Here is a 16,373-nt window from a genome sequence, read left to right on the forward strand (position 1 = left end):
TCATCTTATTTTTACTAATACAATGATATAAGAAGATCTTTAAAGATTGTCTACAAAAATGGATTTCGTGTTTTCTTTTCGATATACTATAGGTAGACGAGATAAATTAACTATTTTCTTATACCTCCTTCCGTTACCAAATAAAAACCATACCTTAATTTTCTCACAGCCTCATGTATTGAGTTGAAAGATTGTCTATTGGAGAACAATTAATCACCTCCTTAGTTAGCTTTAAGTTTTGGGAAATTGAAGTCTCCATCTAACAAATCTGCTAGAGTTACTCCTAAAACTCTAGCAAGTATTAATCCCTCCATAACATCGGGAAGATATTTATCATTTTCCCAATCACTAATTGTCGTTTGGGGAAATCCTGTTTTCTTGCTCAGCTCTGTCTGCGATATTTTTTTAGCAGCTCTTATCTTTTTTAGAATCTGTCCAAATTTTATTTTTTGCCTCTCGCCCATTTAATTTCCACCTCCCATATAAAATATAACGTAAATACGTTTATTTGTCAACGTATTTACGTTATAAGTTTTAAATAATTTCATGTTATACTTTTAACGAAATATCGTTAAAAAGAAGGGTGTGCTTTTGTTGAAAATTGCTGATAGAATTGTGCAATTATGTGATCAAAAAGGTATAAGTATAAACAAATTAGCTGCTTTATCTGATATGACACAATCAACTTTAGCAGATATTATTAAAGGCAAGAACGTAAGTCCTAAAGTCTCAACTATCGAAAAGATATGTAAAGGTTTGGACATTTCTCTTCCCGATTTTTTCACTTACGAATCTGATTTAAGAACAGCTACTCACGATGATAATGGAATGGACAATTTACCAGAACATATCAGAAAAGAAATAGATATGGCAAAAGAATTTATTCTTTACAAACATGGCATTAAAAAACCTGCTACTGATAAGTAGCAGGTTTCTCGTATATCTTGGTTTTAGAATGAATATTGATGATATTGGATTTTTAATATCTCCATTTTGTACGCAACCAAAGAAGTGGAAATAGAATACTTTACTCCAGACCTCTTCGATGTCAACTGCCCTTGAGCTCGATAGAGAATATTTAAGCAACTACAAACCAATGCAAATGTTGATTTTATAATACTTCTCTGCATTTATTAAAAAGTCATTTTGATGTCAAATTTCAACTCCGTGGCATCAAAATAATTGGCTGAAAATGTGTAATAAGCTGTATAGAAGTAGCCTATTCGTCAAGACAATTAAATAGAGTAATTGTCTTTGACCTCTACCACCCCAATCATCCGAAATGGTGTCACTGAATTTACACATATCATAATTAATAATGTTTCACATTACGCACCAGCCCCTCAAGCTGGTGCGTCTGCCGTTCCGCCACTACCGCAAATAAATTATAGAGTTAGCCCTTGTAAAACGGGCTTTTATAGCCATGTTCTTTTTACCTGTAAATAAATTCCTTAAAAAAAAGCTGGTACTGCAACTCTGATTATAACTATACATGACATAATATTTTATAAGTTTTTGTATTTTTATCTATACCAAACAGAGTACGTAAAAACTATAAGCCACTCAATATCATAATGAGCAATCACGACAACTAATTAGCCTTTTTCTTAACTACTTTCTTCGTGCCTTCACTTTCTGGATTCAAGGCACAGTATTGCAAAAACTCATATCCTAATTTTGAAGTATGTATCTTCTCCCAAAAAACTCTTTGAGGAACCTTTGCTTTCTCTACTAACCCAAATTTCATCAAGTGAGGAGCAACTTGGGAAAACAAAAAAAATGAAATCTTTGAAGTGCCAGATTGATTATCAACACCAATGGCAAACTGATCGTGAAATACTGCAAAAATATGTTCTACACTCACTTTTTCTTTTTTTTCCGACAATTCTTCCGGTAGTTGTACCAAGATCTTTCCTAATGCTTCTTTTATTTTAGAAAATTGCTCTTCATCTTGTTTTTTATTTGTATTATTCATATGTTTCTTTAACTGGGTTTGTAAAGCTTTATTTTCTTTTAACAGCTCTCTATTTTCTTTCTCTAAGTTATCGTAATTTTCTACTTCACGTCCAGATACCCAACCCGCAAATTTGTATTGCCTTTGAAACTCTACTAAGGTTTTATGAATAGCAAGCTTAATATCTTTAGTATCATCAAAAAACTCACATATTTTACTTAAAACTAGTTCTTTAAACTCTTTATATTTAGTTTGATTGTTCATTTCGATTACAGAAGGGCCATCCCTCTTCACTTTCGCTTCCAATGCACCATCCTTTATTACCACTGCAAAAACAGGAATACCTTTCTCTATTGCATATTCATATTCTAGTTGGGTGTAACTTTTTTGCGTATTTGACTCAATTGCTCCGTAACGTCCTCCCAGTATTAATAAATAAACATCCGAGCTTTCTATCCATCTCTTAATAGTTTCAATTTGAGAGCTATTTCCAGCAGAGAACAATTCCATGCCAGCAGGAATATGTCCTGCTTCTAATATGGCCTCGACTGCCGCCTGCCGTTCTTCTAGCATGTCCGTATACGTAGAAGATATAAATATCTGCAATTTTTTCAAATTCGTCCACCCCTCATTTTAGAAAATCAATTCATATCTGTAAGGTTCAACAATAACCAATAAATTCCTACTTAAAATATCAGCAATATTGTCATATTAAAAATTACAAAAAGAGCCGTTTATTACTATACCGCCCTTGCCAATAAAACAGTTCCCTTTTGGAATAATGAAAATTGCCTGCCCCATAAAATAAAACGGGAGCTATTTGCTCCCTGTTAGGTTACTTTTTTAGCAAAAATTGCCCCACCTTAACAAAAAGAGCAATTATGCGCGGCTTTCTAATTTCATTTTCTCAAGCAATTTCGTAGAGTTGGAACATAAAGATACAAGTATTCCATTATTTCCCGATGGCTCCATTATATATAAGGCATACTTGGGTATTGAAAGCCAAGATGGAATGTCCTCTACACCATGCAAACTTCTTGTTTCGTAAGTGCATTTTCCATCTGCAACTTTAACCAATGCTATACCGTGCGCTTTAGCATATTCTAATGCCCCTTTTTGAAAGTTGCTAGAAGAAAATATAATTCCTTTATGAGCCCCTATTGAACGTATTTTATCATGTAGAGCCTGTACAATTTCACGTTTAATTGAGTTTTTTTGATGCTTACATTCAACAAGAACAAGTAATTCTGCCCCTCCAAAAAGTTCTAACCTAGCTGTAACATCAATTTGATAATTACCATCGAATACTCTTATTTTTTCATTGTGGCGCACAACACAATTAGTAATCTTCATTCCATTCTCTTGTAAACATCGTGCAGTTTCTTTTTCAAACTCCTCCGGAGTAATATCTATACTTCTAAACGGGCCAAATTGATTAAGCATTACTCCACCTCTATATGCCATTATAGTATTATATAAACGACTTTCATCCAGACTACACGTTCTCGTTGCATTTAACAAACTGGCTTTGGAACAATAAAAAAATTGGCCCGCCAGTATGAGAATATCTTAAGTTAAACTTTCCTTTGATGCTGGTAGATGTAATGTATCACTCTCCCAGTACATCCTTGTCCACCCCCTAATTAAAGCAACGCGGTTCCTCCATATTTCGTAAAGTTCAGCCTTTATTTCCTTATCAAAAAAATGTTCCCATCCCTTAAATTGGTCAAATATTGGGGTCGGAACTTCGGCAAGAACTAATTCGTCGGCAATCTTTCCAATTGTTTGAGATAGGCAAATTGCATTCTCATGAAGGTCTTGCAGGTAGCCAAGAGATAGCAATGGCGGCTCTATTTCTGCAGGTTTTCGATTACTCATATCAGAAGCGTGGGCAATATACTTATTTGAATAATACTTAAGACGTTGGAGTAAATCACTAATTTCCTTTTCACATAACTGAATTATACTTGTATTAAGTTCATCTTCACGATTTCGTTCACCTGAAAAAGGCTGACATAGAGTATCAAATACTCTATGACGATGTGAACATTGACTTTCTATTCGCCAATCATGTTTACAGTTTTCAACTTCATAAGGTGTTCCATCGTAGCAGACGTAGGTTTCCCTTACAATTAAATTACTGTGCTTCTTCATTTCTTCCAGGACAGTACAAAGAGAATATACTTCATCCTTTGGCTTTGTAGCTTTCCTCTCAAATAGCCTCCTAAACAAAAGAACTTGGCTTTGAAAATAGCGGTCATGTATCAATTCTACTAGCGAAGCAGGCAAAGGAAGAGGCTTCGTCCGTCTTTCATTAATCCCTAATCCTTCATTAAGCGACCAGTAGATTGCATCATCCCATGCAATTTGTGTTAGCTGCTCTCGTACTGAATGAGGGTCGTTTCCTGCCAATATGGTTTTCCAACGGGATAATATAAGCCGAAATTCTCTAAGTCTGGCTATATTTTTAACATCGCATTCTTCGGGGTTAATCCACTGTGATTGTATCAACATAGTTCGCCTCCGGCTTAACATTTGCAAGAAATTACGGGGACGGTTTTGAGTTATTTCCCATTTTCTCATCTCTACGTCTTCAATATATAATCACCTCAAGACAGGGGACGGTGGTTCTATCTTGCAACTTCTTTCAATAATTCCCTTATTGCCAGATGCCATCTACTTCCCCTTGTCTTTTTATGTTATCTATACAAGAGCATTATAGTAACTACTTACGTAAAACTCACAGGGACGGTTCTTTCGATTCATCCCTATCTTATATCCCATATTTCTATCCTATTTACCATTAAAATACAAAACTCCTGCAAAGCTAGGCTGTTTTTGCAGGAGTTTTTCGTATATCTTGTTTTTTGATTAGCTCTAACTATTGTCACTACTCATTACATGGACGGGGGTTCGGCATGGCGAGCCGAGCCAGCCCAAATCCACTACTTCTCATACACATTAGTCTTTCAACAGATAGCGCCCTTTAAGTGTTCCCAACAAGCCAAGTTTTAATTATGATTCGTCATAGTATCAAAAAATCTATAATTTCACTCTATAATCTTTCAGCTATTTCAACACCTATTTCTCTAGTTTCCAGGTTAACATACTGAACAAGTAACCGATATCGGTTATTTCTAAAGTTAAAATCAACGGCATACCCGTTTTTAACCTTTTCTTCAACAGGCTCTCCATCGGGTAAAGTGTAATTAATTGTAGCTTTTCCAAAAATATCGATGTCGTTGAGTCCTATAATCATATCCGTGACTGGATCTCTCTCACTATAATACTTTTTTAGTGAAAATCTATTTTGGTAGCGATTACTTTTACCAACAGGATTAATAATATCACTTGCTAGTATAGAGGTACGTTCCTCTCTTACTTTGCTGGATTGATCGCTATTTCCATATGGCTCCACGTTAGTAATGGGTAGACATTCAATCTCCTTAGGCAAAAATTCGAAGGAATGGGGATTGCTAAATACAGCATGACATAGGGACAATGCCGCATCTGCCGCCAGCGGTTGATATTCTTTAGTTTTGGTTCCGTCACCCCAATCACAGATTCCTTTTACTAAAATCCACTCCGATACTTTAGCTCTTGTAGCGGCAGCATATATACCAGCACCTTCCATTTCACCACCTATTGCATTTGGAAACAAGGTCAGTAATTGATTTTTAAAATCCAGATTATCAACAAGTTTTTCACCAGAAAGTATCTCTCCAATTCGCTTTTCTGAAAGCTTTGCAGAAGATATCGGGTATTCCCAATCTATCATATTTCTGAAATGATTAAGTAGAATTGATCCAGCTAATGAGCTAGGTCCTCTAGGTATTATAGTTTCTCCTACTCTTGCTGGTTCATAAGGGGATATCATTTCCGAAACAAGGACGTCCCCCAATTGCATTTTATGGGGATTGCCTCCAAAAGCTATTCCTACCATAAGAACAATTGTCGGTTCCCAAAATTTAATTGCAATATAAGTTGACAGTAATGAAGAGTCACGTCCTACCGTGCCCATAGCACATTGGAAATGTACAGCGTTATACTCTCCAAACTTACCAAGCCGATAGGTTATATCATCTATTGTTCCTTCCAGTATTGCATCATGCCCTTGCAGAGGATTTAGGTATGTCCGCAAAGTTTTAGTTTCGATTTCCGTAGCAGTTACTAGTAATAATTTTATTTTTCCCACAAAAGAACTAACGTTTTCACTAGAAATATATGTAGTTTTCACATGGTAATCTTTACCTAAGCTTGGTTCGATCACTTTTTTTGATTTGGTTACTTCTTTTGATTCTATTACTTCTGTAGCTTCATATGCTAAAATACTATTAATTAAGGACTTAAGGGCTTCTTTTGAAGTCGGGGGAGAAAGTAACCAAGCAATCTTATCATTGACTTTTAATTCGCAACCTAAGCAGTATCCTTCAGGTGTAGATACGAAACACGTCTCATCTACATTAGGCGATTCCCAGCTAACTTTCCAGCCCGACTCACTTAGCACTTTATAATAGTTGGTAAAAATATTTACCTTACGAACTTCATACTGTGTGCCTTGCTTTTGGTAAATCCAACTGTGATCAAGTATATTCTTAACCTCTCCATTTAAATAGGCTCTATAAAGAGAGCGTTGTCCATAAAATGACTGTTTTTTATCGTTTACCGCCAACCATAAAACTCGTGGGGACGGTTCTTTTGAGTCACTCTAACATTTGCTTGATTACTCAATATAGTTTATTTCATTATCTTTCTTATAACCGAACTGTGTCAAGGGGACGGGGTTATCGACACCCTTTTCATGCTTTTAAAACAATACCTCTATTAATGCCGATGAGTCTTTCGATTTGCCGAATCGATAAGTTATATTTCTGCTTAAGCATTCTTAAGGGAGCAATCACAAGGGACGGCAGACCGTGTGAAAAATAACCTCATTTTTCACACGGCCTGACGGTTCTTTATCTCATGAAAGAAGACAGGGATGGGATGGTTTTATAACTGGTGAATGCCTTTAAGTTTATTTGCATACTCAATTGCATAAGGAAAAAAACTTTTAAAATCAAGTTCTAAACTTTCATAATTCCTAATCAACTCATCTACTGGGTTCAATAGAGGATGCTTTGATTTAGAAAATCTCCATGAAATTCGCTCTAATGATTTTTTTATACCATTTATCTCCCTATACGAAACAAGCCAGTTTTCCTCTATCATTAAAGGCATCCTTGTTGTTAACTTATCTGGTAAACAATAAGAAAATCTTTTAAGTATACTATAAAAATTATCAGCATATTCTTCTAAGGATATTGAAGAATACTCAGACCAGTTCTTAGCTAAGAAGTGATCATAGAACATATCAATTAATACCCCTGCAAATCTCCTATTCAAGCTTGAAATTCTTTTTTTGCTCTCTAGAAAAACCGGATTTGAGTCAGTAAAACTATCAAGTTTTCTATGCATAAAAATACCACTTTTTATAGAATACTCAAAGTTATTTTCCAAAGATTTATTTACAAAATCACCAAGAAAATTACCAAGCATACTTTCATTATTGTTGTCTGAGAGATATATATGCGCTAAATAATTCATTTTTTCTCCTCACTAGAAAACTCAAGGGGACGGTTCTTTTGAGTCATTCCCTCTTTTTATCTCATGTCATAAATTTACGATCATAAAATTTTCTTTGAAAAACATATCCCATATTTCTATCCTATTTCCCATTGAAATACAAAACTCCTGCAAGGCTAGGCTGCTTTGCAGAAGTTTGTCGTATAAGGTGTCAAGTAGAAGCTTCTTTGACACTTGCACCCTTCTTACCATTTCACGGTTTAGTTCTAATGTCTTACCATCTTATTATTTTAGTGCCAATGTACCTGTCCCCTTGACATTATAGGTATCGCAGCTTGATATTTTGGTGAAATGTTGCAATCTTTAGCTTTCTGAAATTTTGACACCAGAACCGCCGGGCGGGCAGCGGGTGCAGCCTGACTGACTATAGGACTAAAGATTAGAACTGTTTTAGTCCTTATGGGACACAGGGACAGGGACTATGTTTCTTTCATTATTGAAAACAGCATCCCAGTCCCCGTGTTTCTGTATGCTTTTGAATAGCTTCAATGACTTTTTGAAATAAACCTATTAACGCGGTAGTTATATGGTTTTTATGCTTTTAGTAAATAATTAGCTTCATAATCCATAGCCACGCCATATTCGTTCAATACCTTGCCTTGGTGATGCTTTCCATTAGTTAAAAGGTCAACAATGATCTTGCCACCTTGCGGAAGAGTCTTCATGAATGGTCCTGTCGTATTTCCGTTCAAGTCAGTAGTAATCCCGCCCGGCATCACACCAAATATTTCAACTGAGATATTATTTTTTGTATAGTACGCGCCAAAAGCCGCAATCATTGAGTTTAATGACGCTTTACTAGTCATATAAGCGAAAGGTGCAAAGAAATCATTGGCAACTGTTGGGATGCTCAAATTCAAGATACGCCCATTATTAGCCGCTAATATGGGTGTAAAGGCTTTAATCATTTCAAAGTTTCCAAAGAAATTCACATCAAAAACTTCCCGTAATTCAACGGAAGTGAAATCTAAAGCACCCTTATGCATGTCACCGGGGATACCGGCATTGTTAATCAAAACATTCAAGTCAGCATGATTGGCTTTAATATATTTCGCAGCAGCATGAATAGTTGACACATCATTCAAATCTACTTTGATCCATTCCGCATTGACACCACCTGCTTTGAGCTCCTCCACGGCTGCTAAGCCACGTTCTTCACTACGTGCTCCCAATAAGATTGACCAACCTTGTTGACCTAATTGGCGGGCAGTTTCAAAACCAATCCCTTTATTCGCACCGGAAATTAATACTTTATTTGTCATAATAACTCTCCTTTAAGCATTTATTAATCACTTGAATATAACTATATTGTTATTTATACTGATGATAACACTTCGAGTTATCTCTAAGTCAAGCTAATTTTTAATAACATGTAAAGGAGAGTTCAAATTTGAGTTATACCATTAATCAAATAGCAACTATGTTCGATATTTCAGCGTATACCATTCGCTTTTATGACAAAGAGGGCCTTTTACCATTTGTCTCACGGAATAAATCCGGAAACAGAGAATTCACTGAATCAGACTTAAATTTGTTTAAGATCATTTATTGTCTGAAGAATACAGGAATGCAAATTAAAGATATTAAAAAATATATAGATTTATGTATGGAAGGTACTGATACAATAGATGTCCGACAGAAATTACTTACAGAACATCGCAGCGAGATTATAAAACAAATGGATGGGCTCAAGGAAAACCTTAGCTTAATTGATGCAAAAATTGAAATCTATAAATCTCCTGATGCAGTGAAAATTGTAAATGAGCAATTAAAAAAAGCATATGATGAAAAACGTAAAAATAACTTACAACAAGCCTTATAAGCGGGATTTTTAAAAAGTAAATTGATAAGCCTTCACTAGAACTTTTTTCATCAAGTTATTTTATTTTTTATTCTCTACTTCAATCTCATATAAAGACCGCAGGGTCAGGTTTGAGTTATGCATTGACTTATTTAGGTGCTTTTTTTATTACTTTGTTACGTAAGTAATGACATTAGAAAAACTCAAGGGGACGGTTCTTTCGAGTACTTGTTTTCTTCTCTTATTTACATGGTTAGAATTTCCTTAAAATTCCATATTTTTATCCTATTTACCATTAAAATACAAAACTCCTGCAAGGCTAGGCTGCTTTGCAGGAGTTTGTCGTTATATTTATTTTGTGAATTGAATGTTATATGTTGTTAGATTCTGCGCCAAAGGAAAGAATGTCATGGGGACAGGGGACAGGTTTCTAACCTGTCCCTTGTTCCATGAAGAGCAATATCGGCTTAGGTTTCCGCGGAGCTTAACATTTTGCAAATATAATACTTTTCATCCTCAGTCAATGATATGTTGACTGATTTCTTAAAAATTTCACATGTGCTATCTACCGAACGAGCAAGTTCTGTACTGATAGGTTCTTTATCCGCCTCACACTTTAACCCATCATTAGCTACTATTCTCTCAAGTGCATAACCTACATGAAGAATGATTCTAATTTTCATTGAATTATCAAAGGCTATATGTAGTTCTTTTTCTAATTCATCTACAAAGTTTAATAATATCCCAATGATTTTGTGAGGATTTAGATAGGTAAGGAATTGTTTTAAATTATCTTCACATAAATCTTTAATGACAACACTTTCTTTTTCTGGTAACACCATAAACTGATTGCCCACAATGATTTCTCTTAGTATCTTTTCACCATTACCATCAATGAGCTTTTCTAGGGGGATAAAAGGAATATTGTCTTTTGGTTTTTTCACACCAACCACTGCTAAAATATCATATTTTTTTTGCAACGTTTTAATTTTTTTATCCAATTCTCTGACTTCTACAGGTATAACATCAATATTTTCTTGTGTTAAATTAAATAATACATTTTCCACAATTTCTTTTAGCTTAACAGCTGTCCCTTTTCCAGAAGTACATACCGTGATAATCACTTTGTCGCTAAAACTTTTTTCTCCATTTAACTCATTATTGTAGCCTCTAAATTCCCTAAGTGAATTAAATATATCCTCAAGTTCCATACCAAGAATACTTGATTTTCTTACTGCCTCAAGCAGTAACGGCGTAGAAACCATATCAATGGTCTTGACTTTAACTCCTGTCTTTTCTACAATAGTTGCTTCAAAATTAAACAAAGATCCCATATCAACAAGTAGTAGCACACCTTTTCCTTTATTTATGCTTTTTACCTTTTCAATCATAACTTCTAATATTTCTTTAGGACTTACATCTAATGGCATATCAACTGCACCTACGGAGGAAACATCACCCAATAAACCTCGCACAGCACTAAGCATACTACTAGCTGTGTTACTCCCATGGGCTGCAACAATAATACCAACCTGCTCTTGTGATTCTTCTTCGACTGATTTTAATAAAATCGCGATATAGGTAATTTCCACCTCTGGCACTTCAACTTGGAAGGTTTGGCTCATGATAGCCGTTATTTTCAAGGCAACCTTATATTCTTCATCATTATCCTGGATCGAATGATAGGTATATTTATTCGTATCATATTTTTTTTCTTTCATTCGTTTGAAAAAGGCACTTAAATGAAAGCTTAACGCATAAACAAATCGATCACTATATTTTCTTGTTAAATCAGTTTCAGCTAAATCCTTCATTTGTTCTGCGAATTCCAAAATTTCTTTATCTATTATCTTTGAAATTCGCTCTTTATGTTCCTTATTTTTATTAAATTTATTATAAAATATTTTGAATTTGATATTTAAATCAGTAATGATAAATTTATTAATATCATTATCATCCATTCCTTCTTCTTTTAATAAGCTTATTTTGTCTTCTATAAGCTTATATAAATTAAAAGGTAGTTCCTCTGCATCTTCTATCATTACTTTATAGCCATCAGGACTTATTAACAATGGAGCTTCTAAAATATTACTAACTTCTTTAAAATCCTTATAATCTCTGCCAAATTCAAACAATCCACTTTTTATATTCGAAGAAAGCATTTTAAAATCTAACTCTATGCATTCTTTGCCATTATTTATATTATTTAAAAAACCTTTGGCACACGTAAGCTGAATATTGGATTTTAGTTGACCAATATTTCCGTAAGAAACACTGCCAATCAACGCCTTCACTACTTCAGTCGATATTTTTATACTTTTATTTACTCGATGTGCTTCATTAACAAATAAGTACTTAATGATATCTATTTTTTCCTCAACTGTTCGCTCTTGCAATGGTGGAATACTGATGATAATCGGTATCCGTCGCATAAAAGTTTTAAGCATATGTGAACTAGGATCCTCAGTAGTGGCTCCTATAATTAATATACTAGCTTTGCGTTTTCGTTCTGTTTCCCCCAGTTTATTATATGTGCCTGTATCCATGAAATAAAATATCATCTCTTGCCCTTCTGGAGGCAACCTATGTATTTCATCTAAAAATAATATTCCTCCATGAGCCTTCTCAACCAGCCCTTCTTTTTCATGATCAGCACCTGTAAAAGCACCTTTTATATAGCCAAAGATATGGGCTAATAATAATTGAGGGTTATTATAATAGTCCGCACAGTTAAAAATTATAAATGGCGATTTGTCGGTAAATTTTTTTATATATTTACCATAGTTATACATCATTTTTGCAAATAGAGTTTTTCCTACCCCTGTCTGTCCAAAAATTAATGTATGTAATCCTACGGGTGGATATATAATAGCAGCTTTTGCCTGTTCGACTTGATTCTTTAAACTCTTTTCTGCCCCTATCAAATTTTGGAAAGGATCTTCGCTTTCCCTTTTAACAAGAAGCTCTTTGATACTTCCTACTTCTATCGATTTCTCTTTGATTTCAATATTTAATATTTTTTCAACACAAGTCTTATGTAGAAATTTTACGGGTCTGCCCTTTATTTTTATAATTTTATCCAATCTTAATAATTCATGAAGTTCTTTGCTGACATTATTTCTTAAGATATTGAGTTGTTCAGATATCTCACCTGTTTCAAATCCATTATCTTGTAACAGTTCTTCCATTGAAAATTTTTGTGTGTTTTCATCTAAATAGCAATAAATTTTTTCAATTCTCTTCATTTTAAACTCAACTTTCATAAATTTTCAAGGCAAGACCTTATTCTTTAAAGGGCAAGTCAAGAGTCATTAAATCAATCTTACTATCACTTGCTACCTTTCTAATTTCTAATTCTATACCTCTGTCATGTAGCTTTCTGAAAGATTCTACGTCTTGTTTATCAACAGATATAGCACCTGTAATGAGAACTTTCCCATGTTTGTAACACATTCCACCAACATTTACAGATTTGATATCTACGCCCTCTTCTACCATTCTTAAAACATCTGTTGGATTGGTCAATAAAAATAATGTTTTAAAATCACTATTTTTTGGATTCTTATATACCTCTATGGCTTTTTCAACAGGCAAAACATAGGATTTTATCCCTGGAGGTGTCACCTGCAATAATAAGGCTTTCCTTAATGGATCAGCAGCCGCTTCATCGCTACAAGCAATAATTCTATTACATCCTACAGCCTTTACCCAAACAGTGGCCACTTGACCATGGATTAATCGATCATCAATCCTAACTAAGCAAATCTTCATGGCATACCTCTTCTCTCAATATTATAAACAACTTATCCTAACATGTATTTATAAATTGCACATGCCACACCTTCTTCGTCATTAGATGTGGTAATACTATCAGCACAAGATTTCACTGCATCTGGAGCATTTCCCATTGCAATTCCAAGTCCTGCGTATTCAATCATATTAATATCATTATAATTGTCACCTATCGCTATCAGCTCAGTCTTATTTACGTTATATTTTTCTAATAAAACTGCAATTGCTGCTATTTTAGACGAATTTTTCGGCATTATTTCTAGATAGGTAGGTTTCGAGAGGTAAATAGTTAAATCCTCTTGGAACATAGCCAGTAGTTCTTTTTTTAAAGAGAGGATTTCTTCTTCATCACCCATACACAGAATCTTATTACATCCTTCATTTCCCCAATCAGTGAGCAACGCCCGATAATCACGAATAGTAGAAGTAAGATTCGTAATACCTTCTTCTTGTTCAACCCACTCATCTTTCTCCTCATTATACCATCCATCGTCTTTATATAAACTTATACATATACTATACTTTTTCACAATGGAATACACTTTTTTTATATAAGGTACTTCAATATAGTTATTAAGTACAATATTGTTGTTATAGTCTATTATCAAAGCACCGTTATAACAAATAATAGGTGCACAGATTTCTAATTCTTTTGCCAGAAAATAAATTCCCTGAGGCATTCTTGCGGAAACCAATATGACTGGTATCTTCTGTTCTTTTGCCACTTTACGAATAGCTATCTTTGTTCGTTCGGTAATTTGATGTTTGGAATTTAAAAGCGTTCCATCTATATCTAAACATAGCATTTTATACCTATTGATATAAATCCTCCTCCTCTTAATTCCGTCCTAATCCACATCAACGACGCCTTCCATTTGTCTAATCCTTCATTACATAAAACATGCTAAAGAATTCATTATATGCCTAATTATTAATAAAGCGCATCGTTATCATTTAACCTCAGCTCTTAAAAATAACCTAACATAAAATTCTTTAGCATGTTACGTAATACAGATAATACCACTACTAGGAGCATAAGGAGAAAATCATCTATACCTCTTTAATTATTTAAGTAGACCACATGCATAACCTATAATTCCTAATGCAAAGAGTCCAAAGATTATCCCTATTGCATTGACCTTCTTTTTCAATAGGTACATACATAAGAACGTTAAGCCTAATGGCAGCATCCCTGGCATTAACTGATCTAAGATAGTTTGCACGGTGGTAACTACTACTTTTCCATCTGCCCCAGTAACCGTAGAAACTACTAATGGTACATTCATACTGGTCCACCTTGAAACTAAGCAACCCATTACGAACAATCCTAATATGGATGCTCCCTCAGTTAACTTCTGTAATCTATTTCCTGACATGTCAGAGACAATACCAGTTCCTGTTGTATATCCATACTGTAAACCATAGTATTTTGTCGCTAATCGTATTACATTAAATGATAAGAAAAACAAGATTGGTCCTAATATACTGCCACTCAATGCCAATGATGCACCCAAAGCTGCAGTAACAGGTCTGATCGTTCCCCAAAATATAGGGTCTCCCACACCAGCAAGTGGTCCCATAAGGCCTACTTTTACACCACTAATTGATGCATCATCAATAGGAGCTCCATTGGCGCGTTGTTCTTCCATAGCTGCTGTGATTCCCATAATAGGGGCAGAAATAAATGGTTGTGTATTGAAAAACTCCAAATGCCGTTTTAATGCTTTTTTAAGTTCTTCCCCTTGATACAATCTTTTTAATGCAGGAATCATTGTGACACAAAAACCCATTGATTGCATTCTTTCAAAGTTAAAGGATGCTAAGAGAAAGTTAGAGCGAATAAACATACTAAAGAGATCACCTTGGGTTAATTTCTTTTCATTCATTTTTACATCCCCCTTTATAGATCTAGTTCATCAACGATTGCCGTTGACTCATTATATTTGGGATTGAGTTGGATATAAAGAATAGCTAATACGGTGCCAACCACACCAAATGCAACAAGATTTAAGCTAGTGAACGCAGCAACTACGAAACCTAAGAAGAAAAATGGCATTAAATATTTGGCTTCCATCATGTTAATAACCATTGCATAACCAACAACTACGATAAATCCACCAGCGATCTGCAAGCCTCTTGTGATTACATCTGGAATGGATGCAAGTAAAACAGTAACGGTATCTGTTCCAGCGATGGCAGCAACTAATGCAGTTGGAACGGCAACACGCAATGCTTGTAATGTCCAAGCAAGAAAATGGCACATTTCAATTCCTCTGCAGCTACCTTCTTCTGCATACTTATCAGCAAGATGTTGGAAAAACGTTGTCGCTGATCGAACAAAAATAGTAAGTACTTGACCCGCCGCTGCAATTGGTATTGCTACAGCGATACCCGCCCCTATTGATTGTTTACCGACAATTATCAATATGGCAGCGATTACACTAGCCAGAGCCGAATCTGGAGCCATAGATGCCCCAACGTTCATCCAACCTAAGGCCATGAGTTCTAACGTACCACCTAGAATAATACCTGTTGTAACATCTCCTAGAACAAGCCCTACTAGGGTACATGCAATTAGTGGTCTATGACCTTGTCCCTCATCAACTACACTTTCCATACCTGCAATAGCCGCAACAATTATTAGTAAAACCATTTGCAATTCACTCATTGTTATCCCCCATTTTTTTTAATAACCTATTTTTAAATACATTTCTGTATTTAAAACGGTAAGTTGAGACTCATTAAGTCAACTTTACTATCACGGGCTACTTTTCTTATTTCTAATTCAATTCCTTTTTCATTTAGCTTTCTGAAAGCATCTACATCTGTTTTGTCAACTGCAACTGCTCCCGTAATTAAAACTTTTCCCTCTTTATAACACATTCCACCAACGTTTACAGATTTAATATCTACGCCACCTTCTACCAATCGCACAACATCTGTTGGATTGGTACATAGAAACAGTGTTTTAAAATCACTATATTTGGGGTTCTTGTATGCTTCAATAACCCTATCAATTGGTAACACATAGGCTTTTATCCCTGGTGGTGTTACTTGTAATAATAAAGTTTTTCTTAATTGGTCAGCGGCGACTTCATCACTACAGGCAATGATTTTATCGCATCCGGATTCCTTTACCCAAACCGTTGCCACCTGCCCATGGATTAAGCGATCATCAATTCTAGTTAAACAAATTTTCAT

Annotated in this window: 15 protein-coding genes; 2 read left to right on the forward strand and 13 right to left on the reverse strand. The window is 34.9% G+C overall.

Annotated features, from left to right (window positions below; all coding sequences use genetic code 11):
• Window positions 1-221: 221 nt before the first annotated feature.
• Entirely contained in the window at window positions 222-464 is a 243-nt protein-coding gene (locus UFO1_RS16630; protein ID WP_038672643.1) for a helix-turn-helix transcriptional regulator, read from the reverse strand.
• A 121-nt stretch (window positions 465-585) separates the two neighbouring features.
• Here UFO1_RS16630 and UFO1_RS16635 point away from each other — a divergent pair, with 121 nt between their 5' ends.
• Window positions 586-927 (forward strand): helix-turn-helix domain-containing protein, encoded by a 342-nt coding sequence (locus UFO1_RS16635; protein WP_038672646.1) that lies wholly within the window; start codon window positions 586-588, stop codon window positions 925-927.
• Window positions 928-1,591: 664 nt separating this feature from the next.
• Here UFO1_RS16635 and UFO1_RS16640 read toward each other — a convergent pair.
• From UFO1_RS16640 to UFO1_RS16665, 6 genes are all read right to left on the reverse strand, one after another.
• A complete protein-coding gene (locus tag UFO1_RS16640; protein WP_038672648.1) occupies window positions 1,592-2,569 on the reverse strand; it encodes a DUF4062 domain-containing protein in 978 nt (325 codons plus the stop codon).
• A 264-nt stretch (window positions 2,570-2,833) separates the two neighbouring features.
• Window positions 2,834-3,397, reverse strand: a complete 564-nt coding sequence (locus tag UFO1_RS16645; protein ID WP_038672649.1) for a restriction endonuclease — start codon at window positions 3,395-3,397, stop codon at window positions 2,834-2,836.
• Between the two features lie 126 nt (window positions 3,398-3,523).
• Window positions 3,524-4,468, reverse strand: coding sequence for a hypothetical protein (locus UFO1_RS16650; protein WP_038672652.1), 945 nt, complete (start codon window positions 4,466-4,468; stop codon window positions 3,524-3,526).
• Between the two features lie 541 nt (window positions 4,469-5,009).
• The gene (locus UFO1_RS24130; RefSeq protein WP_051788974.1) at window positions 5,010-6,626 is read right to left on the reverse strand and encodes a hypothetical protein; all 1,617 of its coding nucleotides are present in this window, start codon (window positions 6,624-6,626) and stop codon (window positions 5,010-5,012) included.
• A gap of 320 nt (window positions 6,627-6,946) precedes the next feature.
• Window positions 6,947-7,540, reverse strand: a complete 594-nt coding sequence (locus UFO1_RS16660) for an ACP phosphodiesterase (RefSeq protein WP_038672654.1) — start codon at window positions 7,538-7,540, stop codon at window positions 6,947-6,949.
• 572 nt (window positions 7,541-8,112) lie between these two features.
• Window positions 8,113-8,841: an SDR family NAD(P)-dependent oxidoreductase gene (locus tag UFO1_RS16665; RefSeq protein ID WP_038672655.1), complete on the reverse strand. Its 729-nt coding sequence runs from the start codon at window positions 8,839-8,841 to the stop codon at window positions 8,113-8,115.
• 128 nt (window positions 8,842-8,969) lie between these two features.
• Here UFO1_RS16665 and UFO1_RS16670 point away from each other — a divergent pair, with 128 nt between their 5' ends.
• Window positions 8,970-9,401, forward strand: a complete 432-nt coding sequence (locus tag UFO1_RS16670) for a MerR family transcriptional regulator (protein WP_038672657.1) — start codon at window positions 8,970-8,972, stop codon at window positions 9,399-9,401.
• 446 nt (window positions 9,402-9,847) lie between these two features.
• Here UFO1_RS16670 and UFO1_RS16675 read toward each other — a convergent pair whose 3' ends face one another.
• The 6 genes from UFO1_RS16675 to UFO1_RS16700 form a co-directional block, all read right to left on the reverse strand.
• Window positions 9,848-12,625, reverse strand: coding sequence for a sigma 54-interacting transcriptional regulator (locus UFO1_RS16675; RefSeq protein WP_038672659.1), 2,778 nt, complete (start codon window positions 12,623-12,625; stop codon window positions 9,848-9,850).
• Between the two features lie 37 nt (window positions 12,626-12,662).
• Window positions 12,663-13,151, reverse strand: a complete 489-nt coding sequence (locus UFO1_RS16680) for a mannose/fructose/sorbose PTS transporter subunit IIB (RefSeq protein ID WP_038672661.1) — start codon at window positions 13,149-13,151, stop codon at window positions 12,663-12,665.
• Window positions 13,152-13,183: 32 nt separating this feature from the next.
• On the reverse strand, window positions 13,184-13,978 hold the full coding sequence (locus UFO1_RS16685; protein ID WP_038672663.1) for a Cof-type HAD-IIB family hydrolase: 795 nt from the start codon (window positions 13,976-13,978) through the stop codon (window positions 13,184-13,186).
• Between the two features lie 258 nt (window positions 13,979-14,236).
• Entirely contained in the window at window positions 14,237-15,058 is an 822-nt protein-coding gene (gene manZ / locus UFO1_RS16690) for a PTS mannose transporter subunit IID (RefSeq protein WP_038672665.1), read from the reverse strand.
• Between the two features lie 14 nt (window positions 15,059-15,072).
• Window positions 15,073-15,840 (reverse strand): PTS mannose/fructose/sorbose transporter subunit IIC, encoded by a 768-nt coding sequence (locus UFO1_RS16695; protein ID WP_038672667.1) that lies wholly within the window; start codon window positions 15,838-15,840, stop codon window positions 15,073-15,075.
• A 50-nt stretch (window positions 15,841-15,890) separates the two neighbouring features.
• Complete coding sequence (locus UFO1_RS16700; protein WP_038672669.1) at window positions 15,891-16,373, reverse strand: mannose/fructose/sorbose PTS transporter subunit IIB; 483 nt, start codon at window positions 16,371-16,373, stop codon at window positions 15,891-15,893.

The sequence above is a fragment of the Pelosinus sp. UFO1 genome (assembly GCF_000725345.1).
In the GTDB taxonomy this organism is placed as follows: Bacteria; Bacillota; Negativicutes; order DSM-13327; family DSM-13327; genus Pelosinus.